The organism is Streptomyces sp. NRRL B-24085, from assembly GCF_001282115.1.
GTDB lineage: Bacteria > Actinomycetota > Actinomycetes > Streptomycetales > Streptomycetaceae > Streptomyces.
In genome coordinates, this window is the sequence record NZ_LJBR01000074.1 from 55,816 (window position 1) to 71,772 (window position 15,957).

13 protein-coding genes are annotated in these 15,957 nt (G+C 72.1%); 5 read left to right on the plus strand and 8 right to left on the minus strand.

Translation table 11 applies throughout. The features are described 5' to 3' along the window. Nucleotides 1-14 precede the first annotated feature (14 nt). A complete protein-coding gene (locus AOJ26_RS11480; protein ID WP_053848134.1) occupies nt 15-671 on the plus strand; it encodes a nucleoside/nucleotide kinase family protein in 657 nt (218 codons plus the stop codon). A gap of 15 nt (nt 672-686) precedes the next feature. On the opposite strand, the gene AOJ26_RS11485 is transcribed toward AOJ26_RS11480, so the two are convergent. The 6 genes from AOJ26_RS11485 to AOJ26_RS11510 all read right to left on the minus strand — a co-directional run bounded on the left by AOJ26_RS11485 (nt 687) and on the right by AOJ26_RS11510 (nt 8,884). Next, a complete protein-coding gene (locus tag AOJ26_RS11485) occupies nt 687-2,519 on the minus strand; it encodes a hypothetical protein (RefSeq protein WP_053848135.1) in 1,833 nt (610 codons plus the stop codon). A 13-nt stretch (nt 2,520-2,532) separates the two neighbouring features. Next, a complete protein-coding gene (locus AOJ26_RS11490; RefSeq protein ID WP_053848136.1) occupies nt 2,533-4,224 on the minus strand; it encodes a hypothetical protein in 1,692 nt (563 codons plus the stop codon). A 2-nt stretch (nt 4,225-4,226) separates the two neighbouring features. Further along, nucleotides 4,227-5,129, minus strand: coding sequence for a carbohydrate ABC transporter permease (locus tag AOJ26_RS11495; RefSeq protein WP_053848137.1), 903 nt, complete (start codon nt 5,127-5,129; stop codon nt 4,227-4,229). After that, nucleotides 5,126-6,037, minus strand: coding sequence for a carbohydrate ABC transporter permease (locus tag AOJ26_RS11500; RefSeq protein ID WP_053848138.1), 912 nt, complete (start codon nt 6,035-6,037; stop codon nt 5,126-5,128). Before AOJ26_RS11500 ends, AOJ26_RS11495 begins: the two co-directional genes overlap by 4 nt. 125 nt (nt 6,038-6,162) lie before the next feature. Then, nucleotides 6,163-7,485, minus strand: a complete 1,323-nt coding sequence (locus tag AOJ26_RS11505; RefSeq protein ID WP_053848139.1) for an ABC transporter substrate-binding protein — start codon at nt 7,483-7,485, stop codon at nt 6,163-6,165. Nucleotides 7,486-7,762: 277 nt separating this feature from the next. Then, nucleotides 7,763-8,884 (minus strand): ROK family protein, encoded by a 1,122-nt coding sequence (locus AOJ26_RS11510; RefSeq protein ID WP_234358529.1) that lies wholly within the window; start codon nt 8,882-8,884, stop codon nt 7,763-7,765. A 309-nt stretch (nt 8,885-9,193) separates the two neighbouring features. Between AOJ26_RS11510 and AOJ26_RS11515 the strand changes: the two genes are divergently transcribed. From AOJ26_RS11515 to AOJ26_RS11525, 3 genes are all read left to right on the plus strand, one after another. Continuing rightward, nucleotides 9,194-10,093, plus strand: a complete 900-nt coding sequence (locus tag AOJ26_RS11515; RefSeq protein ID WP_053848141.1) for an N-acetylglucosamine kinase — start codon at nt 9,194-9,196, stop codon at nt 10,091-10,093. Between the two features lie 172 nt (nt 10,094-10,265). After that, a complete protein-coding gene (locus AOJ26_RS11520; RefSeq protein WP_053848142.1) occupies nt 10,266-12,197 on the plus strand; it encodes a phosphatase PAP2 family protein in 1,932 nt (643 codons plus the stop codon). A 94-nt stretch (nt 12,198-12,291) separates the two neighbouring features. Continuing rightward, entirely contained in the window at nt 12,292-13,971 is a 1,680-nt protein-coding gene (locus AOJ26_RS11525; RefSeq protein WP_179200219.1) for a phospholipid carrier-dependent glycosyltransferase, read from the plus strand. Nucleotides 13,972-14,000: 29 nt separating this feature from the next. Here the strand turns inward: AOJ26_RS11525 and AOJ26_RS11530 are convergent, their stop codons facing one another. After that, nucleotides 14,001-14,402, minus strand: coding sequence for a DUF3662 domain-containing protein (locus AOJ26_RS11530; RefSeq protein ID WP_053848144.1), 402 nt, complete (start codon nt 14,400-14,402; stop codon nt 14,001-14,003). A 40-nt stretch (nt 14,403-14,442) separates the two neighbouring features. Further along, nucleotides 14,443-14,607, minus strand: a complete 165-nt coding sequence (locus AOJ26_RS43820) for a hypothetical protein (RefSeq protein ID WP_179200217.1) — start codon at nt 14,605-14,607, stop codon at nt 14,443-14,445. Between the two features lie 169 nt (nt 14,608-14,776). On the opposite strand from AOJ26_RS43820, the gene AOJ26_RS11535 reads away from it, so the two are divergent. Beyond that, the gene (locus AOJ26_RS11535; protein WP_053848145.1) at nt 14,777-15,700 is read left to right on the plus strand and encodes a MurR/RpiR family transcriptional regulator; all 924 of its coding nucleotides are present in this window, start codon (nt 14,777-14,779) and stop codon (nt 15,698-15,700) included. Nucleotides 15,701-15,957: the final 257 nt, after the last annotated feature.

Genomic DNA, 15,957 nt, shown 5'->3' on the forward strand with positions numbered 1-15,957 from the left:
GACACACTCGGTGTGTGCCGCTGACCTTCGACGACCTCCTGACCCGCGCGCGTTCCCTCGCCGAGCCCGGAAGGCGGGCCGTGCTCGGCATCGCCGGCTCCCCCGGCGCGGGCAAGACGACCCTCGCCGAGCATCTGGTGCGGGCGCTGAACGGCCCGGGCGAGCCCTGGGTGGCGCACGTCCCCATGGACGGTTTCCACCTGGCCGACGTGGAGCTGGAGCGGCTCGGGCTGCGCGACCGCAAGGGGGCGCCCGAGACCTTCGACGCCGCCGGGTACGCGGCCCTGCTGCGGCGGCTGCGCGAGGAGACGGCGGGGGACGTCGTTTACGCGCCGGGGTTCGAGCGGGTGCTGGAGCAGCCGGTCGCGGGGGCGATCCCGGTGCCGCCGACGGCCCGTCTGGTCGTGACCGAAGGGAACTACCTGCTGCTCGGCACCGGCGCGTGGGCGCGGGTGCGCCCCGCGCTGGACGAGGTGTGGTTCTGCGCACTCGACGAGGACGAGCGGGTGCGCCGGCTGGTCGCCCGGCACGAGGAGTTCGGCAAGACCCACGAGGAGGCGGTGGCGTGGGTGCGGCGCTCCGACCAGGCCAACGCGGCACTGGTGGCGGCCACGCGGGACCGCGCCGACCTGGTGGTGCCGCAGTCGGCACTGCCCCGCGTGGACGTGTGACCGCCGCCCCGCGCCTCAGCGGGCGGACAGGGTCAGTTCCGGCTCGCCGTGGGCGTCGCCCGCCGGGTCGCCGATGCGCGCGGTGAAGGCCTCGGTGCGCACCGTGAGGCCCGTGTCCTCGCGCGCGAAGGCGGCCGTGAAGCTGTCTCCGGGGCCGTAGCGGACGGCGAAGGCGTGCAGGTCGTCCGGTGCGTCCGGGGCGGGGTCGGCTTCGAGTGCCGTGGAGCTGACCAGGTGGCGCCAGCCCTCGTCGGGGTTGCCGTAGCCGCGGGGGTCGGCGGCCAGGGCGAAGGCCGCCTGCTCCTGGGTCGTCGCCGAGCGGGCGTCGAAGTGGTCGACGCCCTCCGCCCCGGGATGCGTCAGCCGCAGGGCGCCCACGGAGGCCACCTCGCCCTCGGCCGTCCGCCGCACCCGGTCGCCGTCGTCCTCGGCGTACGGCAGCCCGGCCAGCAGGTAGGGCGTACCGGGCAGGCGTTCCAGGGTGACCGCGGTCCACAGGCTCGTGCCGTCGGTGACGTACAGGGACTGGATGTGGCGCAGGACGTGGTCGCGGCCGACGACCGGCTTGGTGACCAGCTTGGCCGTGAGGCCGTCGGCGCGCACGTCGCGCACCCGGACCTCGCCCATGGGACGGCACAGCAGGAAGCCGTCGGCGACCGGGCCGAAGCCGTGCTGCCGGTTCACGGCCGCGGGGAGGTAGTAGGTGCCCGCGGCCTCCACGACCGCCGGTGTCATCCGGGAGTCGAAGGCCACCGAGACGCCGCCGGCCCTCAGTTGGTGGCGGGCGGTCGCCGTGGACGGCTCCCGGTGCCAGCGTGCGGTGTCCTGGATCTGCCAGACGAGCATCCAGGCGAAGTGGCCGTCCACCCCGCCGTCCTCCTTGACCGCGTGCCGGGCCCAGCGGCTGTCGCCCCGGTAGCGGCCGAGGTCGGCGCCGATGCGGGCGCCGAAGTAGCGCAGTCCGAGGACCGCTTCGAAGGCGGAGTGCTGCTCGCTGTAGCGCGGGCCGCCGTTGTCGAAGCCGCCGTTGGTCAGCCGGGCGTCGATGTAGCGGGCCAGGGTGTCGCCGTCCTCGGCGAACATCGTCTCGCCGCTGACCCGGTGGGCCTGGGCGAGGAAGGAGAGCGAGATCGGGCCGTAGTTGTTGTCGTAGGCGCCGCCGTGCTCGGGCGGCAGGGCCGCGCCGCGGTCCTCGACCCGGTGGGCGCGGATCTCGTCCCGGTACAGCCGCAGGGCACGCGCGCGCACCGACTCCGCCTCCGGGCCGGGCAGATGGGCCGCCAGCATCAGGCCGCCGACCACACAGCCGATCGCCTGGTTGCCGGCCTCCTGCGGGTTGAAGAAGGTCGCCTCGGTGAGCCAGCGCCAGTATCCGCGGGCCACGTCGAGGAGTTCGGCCTGCTGCTTGTCGTCGACGAGGCCCTCCGCCGCGTCGAGCACGTTCACCGCCTGGAGCAGCGCCCACACCGTGCTCGGCCAGTCGCCGATGGGGTGGGCGCCCGCCGCCAGGGTGTAACGGGCGTACGGAAGACCGGAGTTGCGGACCCTGAGGTTCGGGTAGCCCGGGTTGTCGTCGGTGTAGACCCGCTCGCGCAGATGGAAGGCGAGGCTGCGGCGGACCGCCTCCGGCAGCCGGTCGTCCCGGGTGCGCTGCCAGGCGAAGGCGAGCAGCGAGGTGATGCCGAGGGAGGTGTCGCCGATGTCGTCGACGCAGTCGGGGTGTTCGAGGTTGCCCTCGGGGGTGAGGCGCGCGAGGGCCTGCTCGGTGACGTCGGCGAGGACGGCGTCGTACGCCTGCGGTGTGTCCGGCAGGTCGTGCAGCGGCCCGAGCTGGCGTGGGAGGTGCAAGGAGATCAGCCCTTCATGCCTGAGAGATGGCGCGCAGTGCGAGGGTCAGTGTCTGCGGTCCGTGCCCGCCGAGGTAGACGCGGTTCCCGGTCGTCGCGTCGGTGCCGCCGGCCACGGTGTGGTCCTGTCCCGGGTCGTAGCGCAGTACGTCGCTCCGGTCGGGCCCGGCGAGCGGTTCGCCCGTCTCGACGGCGGCCTCGACGCGGATCCCGTCGTCGCCGACGCGGTAGGTCAGCGGCTCGGTCGTCATGCACCAGCGTCCGTCGCCGAGCGGTACGGCGCCCTGCGGCTCGCCGCCCGGCCGGAAGGTCAGTTCGAGGGCCCAGGGCACCGGGGGGCCGCTGATGTCGATCCGCAGGTCGGCCCCGTCATCCCGCAGGTCGACCTCGATCCGGGTCGTGTGGGAGACCTCGTCCTGAGGGCGGTCCGGGAAGCCCATCGCCGCGGAGAAGCGGCCCTCGTCCACCAGGGGGTAGGCGCCGTCGTCGCGCCTGCGGTCCTTCGGGAGCGGCTGGTAGTAGGCGGCGGTGAGGGTCTGGGTGAGCCGGTACCGGTGGCCGGCGAGCCGTTCCATGCCGGCGGCGCGGAACGGGCCCAGGTCGAAGAACCCCCGGGAGAGGCGGACCGCGTCGAGGACGGCGTCGCCGGCGAACATGCGCAGGAAGGTGGGGTTGCAGGCGAGGCCCGAGCGGATGCGCCGGTGCTCGGGCACGTCGGAGCCGCCGTACACCACGGTGTGCGCGGTGGCCGAGGCATGGTGCGCGAGGCGTGCGGTGGGGAGGTACCGGTCGCGCGGGAGCTGCTCCGCGTCCGGCTCCGGCAGCCTGCGGCACAGATCCGGGGTGAGGAGGGTCTGGGCGAGCAGGTCGGGGTCGTGGATGCCGCCGGCGGCCGCCAGGCGGGCCGCGCGGGCGAAGTCGCCCCGGCCGGTGCGGATCGCGAGCAGCCGGTAGTGCGGCAGGTAGGGCCACAGCGCGAACGGCATCCGCTGGTCCTGGCGGCGCGAGTGGACGGTCTCCACCGTGCCGTCCGGCCTGATCAGGTCCAGGGTCGCGGTGAGGTTGCGTTCGACGGCGGCCACCAGGTCGGTGCGTCCGAGCACCTCGGCCAGCAACAGCAGGGCCGGGTTGGTCACGATGGACGCGTAGACGGCGCTGCGTTCCGAGTACAGGCCGTCCGCGTCGATGTCGACGCCCTCGGCGAGCCACTCCTCGGCGCGGGCGAGCAGCCGGTCGTCGGGGAACGACCGGTGCAGCCGGGCCAGCGCGGCGGACAGCTCCCAGCGGTGGTTGGGGGTGTGCACCCCGCCGGTCAGGAGGCTTTCGGTGGCGTCGCCCGCGATCTCGGCGAGCGCCGCCGTGACGTCGGCCAGTTCGGGCCCGGCAGCCGCGGCGAGGACGTGCGCGTCGCACACGTCGTTGACGGTGAACGCGGAGTCCGGCGGCGACTGCACGTTGTCGCCGCCCGCGAAGAGGCCGGAGGGCGTCTGCACGGCCCGCAGGGCCCGCAGGTGGGTCAGCGCGGCGGCGACGGCCCGCTCGCTCCCGTGCAGGGCCGACTCCGGCGAGCGGTACGCCGCGACCAGGGTCTTCACCCGCCGTGCCAGGGCGCGGTGCGGCTCGATGAACTCCGCCGACGGGTCGGCCGACCCGTCGGCGGCGAGCGCTGCCGCGCGGACGAACTCGTGGTCGAGCGGAGCGGGCAAGGTCAGTCCTTCAGTCCGGCGTTGATGTCGGCGCCCATGACGTACTTCTGGAAGACCAGGAAGATCGCGATCAGCGGGATCATCGAGATGACCGACGCGCCGAGCAGCACCGACCAGTTGATGTTCTGCGCGCCGACGATGCTCTGGATGCCGATCTGCACGGTGAACTTGTTCGGGTCGTTGAGCATCAGCAGCGGCCAGATGTAGTCGTTCCACCGCCACTGGAAGGACAGGATGGCGAGGGTCAGCATGATGGGCCGGGAGAGCGGCACCATGATCCGCAGGAAGATCGACAGCTCGCGGGCGCCGTCGATGCGCGCGGCCTCCACGAGTTCGTCGGGCACCGTCAGGAAGAACTGGCGGAACATGAAGCATCCGGTCGCGGTGAGCACGGCCGGGAGGATGATGCCGGCGAAGGAGTTGTAGAGGCCGAGGTTGCGGACCACCAGGAACTCGGGGGCGAGCATGACCTCGCCCGGCAGCATCGTGGTGGCCAGGATGCAGAGGAAGAACGCCTTGAGCCACCGGTTGTCGTACTTGGCCAGCGCGTACCCGGTGCAGCAGCTGACTCCCACGGTGAGGATCGTCGTGATCACGCAGACGATGGCCGTGTTGATGAAGTACTGGGAGAAGTTGGCGCTGTCCCACGCCGCCCTGAATCCCGACAGGGTGGGGTTGTGCGGGACCAGCGTGAGCGGATAGGAGAACAGGTCGCTGGCCGGCTTGAGCGAGCTGAGCACGAACCACAGCACCGGGAACCCGTACAGGCACGCCATGATCCACAGCAGGGTCGTCGCGGACACCGCCTGCCGGATCCCGCCGGTGCTCGTCCTGCGGGGTCGCTTGCCGGGGACTCTCCGTCCGGAGTCGACGTCGGCCGGGCGCGGGATGTCTGTGGTTGTCATCGGTTCTCCACCCGCCGGTTGACGATCAGCTGGATGATCGCGACGGCCATCAGGATGAGCATGAGCACGAACGACGCGGCACTCGCGTAGCCGATCTGCCCCCGTTTGAAGCCGGTCTCGTAGATGTACTGGACGAGCAGGTTGTTCGAGGTGCCGGGCCCGCCGTTGTTGAGGGCGACGAACACCGGGTACTCCTTCATCGAGTTGATCGTGTTGAGCAGGATCACGATGAACGAGGTGGGCGCGATGCTCGGCAGGGTGATGCTGAAGAACTGGCGCCAGGGGCCGGCGCCGTCGAGCGAGGCGGCCTCGTAGTACGACACGGGTACGTTCTTGATCGCCGCGATGAACAGCAGCATCGTGAAACCGGTCCAGGCCCAGGCCGCCGCCATCACCACCACGAGCAACGAGAGGTCAGCGTTCGACTGCCACGGAACGGCGTCTCCGCCGAACTTCTCGATGACGTAGTTGACCAGTCCGAAGTTCTCGCCGAACATCCACCGCCATAGGACACCCACGACGATCGGCGACAGCAGCCACGGGATGAAGAAGACGACGCGGGCGACGGACCCGCCCTTGGCGTGCTTGCTCACCACCAGGTTGGCGGCGAGCAGCGAGACGACGAAGTTCAGCGGGACGAAGAGGACGGTGTACAGCAGCGTCCGGGTCAGCGCGTCGTAGAACGTGGAGTCGCCGAACAGGTTGTGGTAGTTGTCCAGTCCGACCCACTGGAACACCCCCACGCCCGTGTAGTTCGTGAAGGAGTAGACGAGCCCGATCACCGCCGGCCAGACGAAGAACAGCGCGAAGAGCACGACGTTGGCCGCGATGAGGACGAGCGGCGCAAGGGTGTACTTACTGCGTCTGCTGGGCGGGCTCACGGACACGTCCGCGGCGCGTTTTGTCATCTTCCTGACTCCGTGCTGGTGGAAGGGGTTGCGGTGGGCTCAGGCCATGAGCCCGGCGTCACGGGGGCGGCCGCGGCCGGGCGGCGGGGTCGGGACGCCGCCGCCCGGGCGCTCGGGGCCTGTGATCAGCCGCCGACCTGCTGGTTGTAGCCGTCCACGATGTTCTGCAGGGCCTTGTCGGCCGACTGCTGGCCGTTGATCGCCTTGCCGAGCTCCGTCTTGGTCGGGTCCTCGGTGAGGCTCTTGCCCTTCAGCACCCAGTTGGTCTGCGCGCTGTTGAAGTAGCCGGAGATCGGGGCGTAGAGCGGGATGGACTCGTTGTAGAGCTTGAACGCCGCCTGCGCCGCCTCGGACTTGAAGGGGTACGTCGGGTTCAGCCCGCTCTCGACCGGCAGGAACCCGGACGCCTCGCACAGCGCCTTGTAGTGGGCCGGCTCGTACAGCCAGGACAGGAAGCCCCTCGCGGCCTTGGCGGCGTCGCCGTTGTTGTTGAAGCCGACCACCATGCCGCCGCTGTTGACGTCGCTGGCCTGGACCGGCTGGGCGGGGGTCGGGACGCTCGCCCACTCGAACTTCTTGATGCTGTCCGCGAAGGAGGCGACCTGCCACACGCCGGACCAGTAGGCGACCACGTCACCGCTCTGGAACATGGCGGACGGGTCGGCGCCGGACGTCCACACCGACTTCGGCATGGTCTTGTCGTCGTTCCAGCCGACGAAGGTGTTCACGGCCTTCTTGGTCGCCGCGTCCACCGAGAACTTGCCGGAGTCGTCGGCGTGGACGTACTTGCCGCCCATCTCGTACACCATGGCGCGCAGCCGCGACGGCGACTGGTCGAAGGTCAGGGAGTACTTGGCGCCGGTCTTCTCGCGGACCTTGTTCGCCGCGGCGATGAAGTCTGTCCAGGTCCAGGTCTTCGACGGCTCGGTCGGGAAGGAGACGCCGGCCTTCTCGAAGAGCGACTTGTTGATGAACAGGCCGGACGCGGTGACGTCCGAGGGGATGGACAGCACCTTCCCGGAGGAGTCCTTCGCGAGGAAGTTCTGGTTGATGTTGTTGCTCTTCTTGTCAGCGATGGACTTGAGGTCGATCAGCTTGCTCGACCAGATCGGGTCCAGCGCCGGCACGGCCGCGACGTCGGGCAGGGAGTTGGCCTGCGCGGCGTTGTGCAGCTTCGTGGTGTAGCCGTCGTAGGGGATGTTGACGAGCTTGAGGTTGACGCCGGTTTCCTTCTTGTACTGCGCCACCATCTTCTTCCAGCCCGCGTCCTGCCCCGGAACCGTGGAGATCCAGAACGTCAGCGACTTGGAGGTACCGCCGGAGCCGCCGTCCCCGCCGCAGGCGGTGAGCGTCAGAGCACCTGCCGTGACAGCGGCAGCGAGGGAAACCAGGCGGCGCATGCCGCCGCGGCCGAGACGGCTAGAGCGCCGCACACCCACAGTGGTCATCTTCGATCCCTTTTTTTCGTGGTAGGGGACGGAGCACGGCGCCGACCGAGGCGGCACTGGTGCAGTTTGCAGGAGGTTCGCTTTCCGAGGGCGCGGCCTCGCCCGGCCGCGTCATCCTGACGGGCGAGGGTCCCCGGCCGCTGTCGGCCGTCTCCGCACGGGCACGCCCTCGTGCGGTCGCCGTACGTCGAGTACGGGCGGGACGCTCGCCCAAGCCGGCGTCCCGGCCGACTTAGAAAGCGCTTGTCCGGACATTGGCAGACCGAGTCCGAACCCGTCAATCCTTCGTCCGCGCCGCCTGGGTCACGGTTTGGACTCCTCGGGCGACGGCGAGCCGTGCCGCGCCCACGACGGTGCCGAGCTCACCGACCTGGCTGCTGACCACCTCGGTGGGCCAGCTCAGCCGCTCCAGCTCGGCCCGCACACCGGGCAGGAGCTGCGGATACGCGCCGGTGCTGCCGCCCAGCACGAGCAGCCCCGGGTCCAGTACGGCGGTCACGGCGGCGGCCAGCCGGCCCACGTCCACGGCGTGTCTGGCGACGACCGCGCGGGCCGTGGCACTGCCCTGTGCGGCGAGGGCGAAGAGCCGCTCGGCCGTGCGGGGGCAGGAGCCGTCGGACTCGGGCCATGCCTCGGCGGCCCGGCGCAGCAGCGAGCGGGACCCGATGTACTCCTCCAGGGCCTCGTGGCGGGGCTCCTGGCCGTCGTCCCAGGGGTAGGGCAGCCTGGCCAGCTCTCCGGCGGCGCCGTTGGCCCCGGCCAGCACCTGGCCGCCCACGACGATGCCGAGACCGATGCCGACGCCGATCCGCAGGTAGCCGAAGGTGTGCCGACCGCGGGCGGCGCCCTCGTGCAGTTCGGCGAGGGCGGCGCAGTTGACGTTGTTCTCCAGGTGGACGGGCACTCCGGGCGGCAGGGCGACGGTCACGGCGTCGAAGACGGGTCCCGCCTTGGCCGTGGCCGGGCGCATCCGCTGCGGCGCGGTGACGTCACCGACGGCCACGACGATGGTGCGCAGCGGGGCGTCGGGGGGCAGTGCCGCGAGGGCGTCGCGGACCACGTCGGCGGCCTCGTCCCGGGGGCCGGTGGCCTCGGCGAGCAGGGTGCCGTCCAGGGCGCAGCCGCGGACCCGGGTCAGTGCGGGACCGAGGTCGACGGCGAGCACGGCGCCCGCGGCCGGGCCGAGGCGGTAGACGGCGGCGCTGCGTCCGGTGGCGCCGGACGAGGTGCCGGAGTGGGCCGCGAGATGGACGCCCTCCAGTTCCGCCACGGCGGAGGAGACCGTCGGCTTGGACAGGCGCGCCAGGCTCGCGAGCTGTGGCCGGGTCGCGGTGCCCGCCTGGGCGAGCACGGCGAAGACAGCGCTCGCGCTCTCGGTCAGACGGGGGGCTCTCGCCACGTCGTGTTCCACACTTCCCCCAGGTCACAGGCCACCTTCCCGGCCCGAGCGGCTCGGCGGGCGGCGGCGATGGGTTGCTCCGGCGTCGTACGTTCCCACCCGGGACGGGGAGCCCGGGAAGTCGAGTGCGCGACGCCTATTGACACGCACTGTACTTCGTTAGTTAACTTCCTAACGAACGTCACGGTACTCGCCTGCCGTGGTCCGTCAGAAGCCTGTCCCGGGGCTTCCCTAGTTCTCCAACCGCCTTGCCCTACGGCACGGTTCGCCCACCGTCGCAGCACACAGCGCAACGACGAAAGAGGTTCCGTGCAGGACACCGCACCCCTGGTTGTCGGCATCGACGTGGGCGGCACCAAGACACAGCTCCGCGCGTTCGCGGGCGACACCCCCGTCGCCGACCACGTCCGGTCCAGCAGCGGCTGGCGGCCCCACGACCCGGTGGCCGCCGCCGGCTGGCTGGCCGCCCTGGCCGCGGACGCGCTTCCCGCGGGCGCCCGCCCCGCCGCCCTCGCCGTCGGCGGGCATGCCTGTGAGACCCCGCGCCAGTGCGCGCAGATCCGCACCGCTCTCCAACTGCACTTCGACGCGCCCGCGCTCGTCGTGGGCGACGCCGAACTGCTGGTCCCCGCCGCGGGACTGGACAAGGGGGTCGGCCTGGTCGCCGGCACCGGCTCGGTCGCCGTCGGCCGCTTCGCCGACGGCACACCGGTCCAGGTCGGCGGCTGGGGCGCGCTGCTCGGCGACGAGGGCGGCGCCGCCGGTCTCGTCCGCGAGGCCGTACGGGCCGTGTGGGCCGCGCACGACCGCGGCGAGGAGCCCGACGCACTGGCGCTCGGCCTGCTCTCCGGGTTCGGCGTCCCCGAAGTCCCCGCGCTCGGCGCCGCCCTGGAGCACGCGACGGCCGCCTCCGCCGACTGGGGCCGGCACGCACCGGCCGTCTTCGCCGCCGCCGAGGCCGGATCCCCGCTCGCCCGCACCGTGATCGCCGAGGCGGGCCGCGCCCTGGCCGCGCTCGTCGAACGGCTCGCCGCCCGCGGGGTGGTGGTCGACGACGTCGTGGTCGCGGGCAGTACCGTCCTCGCCCAGCCGTCCCTGTACGACGCCTTCGCGTCCGCGCTGGCCGAGGGCGTGCCGTCGGCACGGCCGCGCCCCCTGCGGGCACCGCCGGTGGACGGCGCGGTGGCGATGGCCCGTTCACTCCTGTGACATCCGCCGGATGCCGAGTCTCCTCCGCTCCGACATGACCCGCCCGTAGTTCTTCGCTCGTACGACTTCAGAAAGCGCGTTCGGCGCACGTGCCGTCCGCCGCACCATGAGTCGCGTCCGCACCACCTCCTCCCGGCCGCACGGCCGCAGAACTCCAGAGAGAGGCAGACCCATGCCGTCATCCGCCGGGCAGCACTCCCCCGCGTCGCCCACCGAACGTGCCATGAAGCGTCGGGGCTTCCTCAAGACGTCTCTCGGCGCCTCGGCCGGCGTCCTGGCCGCGCCCACCTTCGCCTCCTGGCTGGGCGCCGCGGACGCCAAGGCCGCCACCGCCGCGGTCGCGTTCGTGGACGACTACAGGTCCAACGTCATGGCGAACCTGACGGCCGAGACCAACGCCGTGGTGCGGGCACTCGGCGGCTTCGCCCGGGTGTGGAAGACCGGCGACGCCTGGAACACCGGCACCCCGCTGCGGCCCGAGATCCTGCGCGCCAACATGCGCTACTGCGCCCGCGTCACCCAGGCGCGCACCGAGGCGCAGGCCAAGGAGGCCTTCCTCTACGACCGCCAGCACCAGAGCTACGCCATGATCGGCGGCCTCGGCCCGCTCGCCGGCCTGTACCGGTCCGGCGCCAAGGCGGTCACCTCGATCACCAGCGCGCCCGACTCCACCCCGCCCACCACGATCAGCGACGCCGTACCGGCCGACGCCCCCGCGGGATCGGCGCTCGGCGCGGGCTCCTACGACTCCTCGCTCGGCCAGGTGGCCAAGCTGGTCGACACCGTGCGCGGCCCCTACGCCTCCGGCAACCCCGCCAAGTACTCCTTCCAGTACCCGCGCCCGTGGCGCATGAACGAGGACAGCCAGGTCGTCGACACCGGCGCCAAGGACGCGCTCGGCTATCCGGTCTACGACTCCCAGGTGGTCGTCGCCCCCCAGCTGCTGCGCCAGCGCAGCACCTCCCCGGTGGACGACGGCGGCTTCCCCAGCGGCCACACCAACGCCTTCCACCTGGCGGGCCTGGCCTTCGCGTACGCCGTGCCCGAGCGCTTCCAGGAGCTCGTGACGCGCGCCTTCGAGCTGAGCCACACGCGGATCATGTCCGGCATGCACTCGACGGTCGACGTCATGGGCGGCCGCATCATGGCCACCGCGCTGGCCGCCGCCACGCTGGCCGACCCCGCGAACGCCGGCCTGAAGGCGGCGGCACGGGCGCAGGCGCTGAAGTACTTCACCGAGCGGACCGGCACCACGGCCGACACGCTCTTCGCCTACGCCCACTCGGACCCCGCCGACGCGTACGCGGACCGGGAGGCCAACGCCCGTTCCGTCCGGCCCCGGTTGACCTATGTGCTGCACCGGGACGGCGGCAACGCGCCGTTCACCGTGCCCAAGGGCGCGGAGGTGCTGCTGGAGACGCGGCTGCCGTACCTCGACGCCGCGCAGCGCCGTGAGGTGCTCCGGACCACGGGGCTGCCCTCGGGCTATGTCCTGCTGGACGGCTTCGAGCAGTGGGGCCGGCTCGACCTGTTCGCCGCGGCGGACGGATACGGCTCCTTCGACGCGGACGTCACCGTCACGCTGGACGCGTCCGCGGGCGGCTTCCACGCGGCGGACGCCTGGCGCAACGACATCGACGGCTGCGGCGGTCTGACCAAGCGGGGCAGCGGCACGCTCACTCTGACGGGGCACAACCGGTACACCGGCGGGACCGTGCTGAAGGAGGGTGCGCTGGTGGCGGGTTCGGCCCACGCGCTCGGCCACGGTGACGTGCGGGTGCAGGGCGGCAGGCTGACGGTGGCCGGCAGGTCGCTCCGGGTCCACGGCACGTACGGCCAGGAGTCCGGCGCCCTGGAGGTGACGCTGCGCTCGGGCCAGGAGCCGGTCCTGGAGGTGACGCGGCGCGCGGTGCTCGGCGCGGGCAGTGTGCTGTCGCTGAAGCTGGACGCTAACAGGCCGCCGACGGCCGGACACACGGTCCGGGTGCTCGGCTGCCGCGGGCTGCGCGGCCAGTTCGACCGGATCGAGCTGAACTCCGCCGCCCTGCGGGCCGTACCCGTCTACACGGCGGAAGGTCTGTCGGTACGACTCCTGAAGCGGTGACGCCCGCGGGGGCGGGAGCCGGTGCGAGAGTGGCCCTCATGAGGTGCTCCCGGATCGCTCCCGCCGCCGCCCGGCCGGTCTCACCGCGGGGCGGATGATGGCGAGCGAGCAGCAGACGGTCCTGGTCCCGGTCCCCGGGGCCGGGTCCCGCGACGACGAGGTGCGGCGGCCGCGACCGGTCCGGCGGTGGCTGGTGCCGCTCCTGGTCGCCGTGCTGCTCGCGCAGATGGCAGCCGTCATGGCGACGACCGCCGTGCAGCAGACCCCCACGATCGACGAGCCGGTCTACGTGGCCACGGCCGCCGAGTACCTGCACGGCCAGGGCATCCGCCACAACCCCGAGCACCCGCCGCTCGGCAAGCTGGTGATCGCCGTGGGGGTGGCGATCGCCGACCCGCATGTGGACACGGCGTTCGACGGGCCCCAGATCGACCTGGGCCCTCATCTGCTGTACGAGTCGGGCAACGACCCCTGGCGGCTGATGTTCTGGGCCCGGCTCCCGGTGATGGTGCTGACGCTGCTGTTCGGGCTGGTGGTGTTCGCCTTCGCCCGGGAACTGGCCGGCCGGGCGGCGGGGGTCGCGGCCCTCGCCCTGTACGCCTTCTCCCCCGACGTCGTCGCCCACGGTTCGCTGGCCACGCTCGACGTCCCCATGGCCGGCTTCCTGCTCACCTCGGCGTGGCTGCTGTGGCGGGCCCGCGCACGGCCCCGGCTCTACGTGCCCCTCGCCGGTCTGGCGCTCGGCGCGGCCCTGGCGACGAAGATGAGCGCGCTGCCCGCCGTGCCGGTCCTGCTGGGGCTGGCCGCCTTCTCGGTGTGGACCGCGGACCGCGGTGCCGGGACGCGCCGGCGGGTGCTGGGGGTGCTCGCCGGGGCCGCGGTCGTGACGCTGGCCGCCGTCGCCGTCGTATGGGTGTCGTACCTCGTGGTCGATCCGCGGCTGCGCGGAGTCGCCCCGGACCAGGTGCCGGTGGTGCGCGGACTGCGCGGGACCCTCGCCGGCCTGCTGCCGTTCCCGCCGGCCTACGCGGACGGGATGCGCATCCAGTTCCGCTTCGAGAACCACCCCTGGGAGGGCTTCCTGTTCGGGCGGGTGTACACCGGGCACCTCTGGTACTACCTGCCGGCCGCGCTCCTGGTGAAGACCCCGCTCGGCCTGCTCGCGCTGTGGGCCGCGGGTGCCGTGGTGCTGATGGCGGTACGGCGGTTGCGGCCCGCCGCCCCGTATCTGCTCGTGCCCGCCGCGGTGCTGCTGGCCTCGGCCATGACGGGCTCACGCGACTTCGGCACCCGGTACACCCTGTTCCTGCCCATGTTCCTGACGGTGGCCGCCGGATGTGTTCTCGCGGTGCGTCGGCGCTGGGCGACGGTCGTGACGGGAGCCCTGGTGCTGTTCGTCGCGGTCAGCTCGGCGCGGACCTTTCCCTACTATCTGCCGTACTCCAACGAGGCGTTCGGCGGGCCGGCCCGCACCCATCTGCGGCTGCACGACTCCAACGTCGACTGGGGCCAGGACCTCGGCAGGCTCGCCGACCGGCTGCGCGAGCGCTACCCGGACGGGCGGATCTGGCTCGTCTACAAGGGCAGCGGCCTGCCCGCCTCCTACGGCATCGAGGCGGCCGACCCGCGCGAGGTGCCGGTGGACGAGGTGCGCGGGCTGCTGGTCGTGTCGGACTCGTCGGTCGCCAAGGCGAAGGGCCGGCTGGCCGAGTTGATCGACTCCAGCCGTGCGGTCGACGAGGTCGGCCACTCGATCACGATCTATCGCCGGTGACCGGCGCGGCGGGCACGCCCCGATGCCGCTCAGCGCGGCGCCTGCTGGAAGCCCTCGGCGCTCACATGGGGCATCGCCGCGCTCGTCACGCGGTAACGGCCGTTGGGCACCCGGTCGGACCTGGAGATGTGCACGGTCAGCGGGCCCGCCCACTCGTAGCCGTGCCGCTCACCGTGCCGGGCCAGGCTGTCGGTGAGCTCCTGCCCCACATCGCTGCCCCGGCGCACCAGTTCGTCGTAGGCGAATTCCGCGAGCTCGACGTCGTACGCGTTCGGGACCACCACCCTGCTCTCGCTGCACACGACCACGTTGCTGTCGCACTCCTGCCGCAGCGCGTCGAGGAGTTCGACCGGCTCCCGGTCGACGACCCGCGCCCACAGCGCCTCCCACCCGTGCTCCATTGCCTGTTCCAGCGCGCTCAGCGCACCCATTGCCACTCCCCTGCCGATAGCTGTGGTTTCCCGTACGGCGTCATTCCCGGGCGAGGTCGTCGGGTGCCACCCGCGCTTCCTCGAACGCCTCGCGCAGGGTGCGCCCGCTGCCGCCGGGGGCGGGGGCTTCGTGCTCCCCCTGCCGGTTCGCCACGAGCCGGTCGGTGGCGTCCGTCCTGCGCCGGTGCTCCTCGGGGACCGTCATACGGGGCTGCTCCTCACATGTCGTCGAAGGCCTTGCCCAGCGGCGGGTTCCCGATCGGGAGCGGCGTACCCGTCCCGATCGGCGCCCGCCGGACGCCTTCCCACAAGCGCTGGTCACCGGGGGGTGTGGGCTATGTTGACTCCCCGTGGCAGACAAAGGAGGAGCCTCGGTGTCATCGCCGCAGCAGGCACGCGCACAGGCATCCGCGATCACCTCGGGCAAGACCGCACCGGAGACGGAGGCGGCCCCGGCCTCCCAGCTCAGGACGCTCTTCGACAGGCCCCGGCTCTCCCCCGGGCAGCGGCGCATCGCGCAGTACCTGATCGAGCACATCACCGAGGCGGCCTTCCTGTCCATCACCGATCTCGCGGAGCGCGTGGGCGTCAGCCAGCCCTCGGTGACGCGGTTCGCCGCCGCCGTGGGCTTCAGCGGTTACCCCGCCCTGCGGGAGAAGCTCCAGTCCATCGCGCTCGGCACCCTCGCCGGCGGACCGGTCACCGACGACGAGTCGCGCGGCAACGAACTCCAGGCCGCGGTCGACGCGGAGATCGAGAACCTGGAGAACCTGCGCCGCGACTTCGCCGACCCCGACCAGGTCATCGAACTCGGCCGCAAGCTCTCCGAGTCGACCCCGCTGACCGTCCTCGGCCTGCGCATCTCGGCGTCCCTGGCCGAGTACTTCGCCTACGCGGCACGCCGTATCCACCCCGACGTACGGCTGGTCACCCGCGGCGGCAGCGTCGCCTACGACGCGCTGCTGCAGTCGCGCGAGGCGGGCGGCACCTGGGTGCTCGCGTTCTCCATGCCGCGGCACGCCCAGGAGACCCTCACCGCCCTGCGGGTCGCCCGCAGCGCCGGACTGAAGATCGCCCTCGTCACGGACCTGGCACTCGGGCACGTGGCCGACGAGGCGGACGTCCTCTTCTCCACCGGCACCGGCTCCCGGCTGGTCTTCGACTCCTACGCGGCGCCCGGCGTGATCGCCGCCGCCCTGCTCCAGGCCATGACCGACGCCGACCCCGAGCGCACCCAGGCCCGGCTGGAGGAGTACGAGCAGATCTCCGACCAGCACCAGTTCTTCCTGCGGGACTGACCCCCTCCACCCCGGTCATACGCCTGCACAACGGGGCCATCCGCAATAAATCGAGCATGAATGTTTTCATACGCCTTGCCAAGCGGACGGCATATATAAATACTGCTCACGGATCACCCCCGGGACCGCACCGGGACCGTCCGCACCCCTGTCCCCGTCCCCACCCCCACACCGCCCGAGAGGGCTCCTTCACGGACATCCCGGGCCGTCGCCACCTACCCGCGTCGGCGCCCGAGGTGTTCGACTGGGCCTCGCCT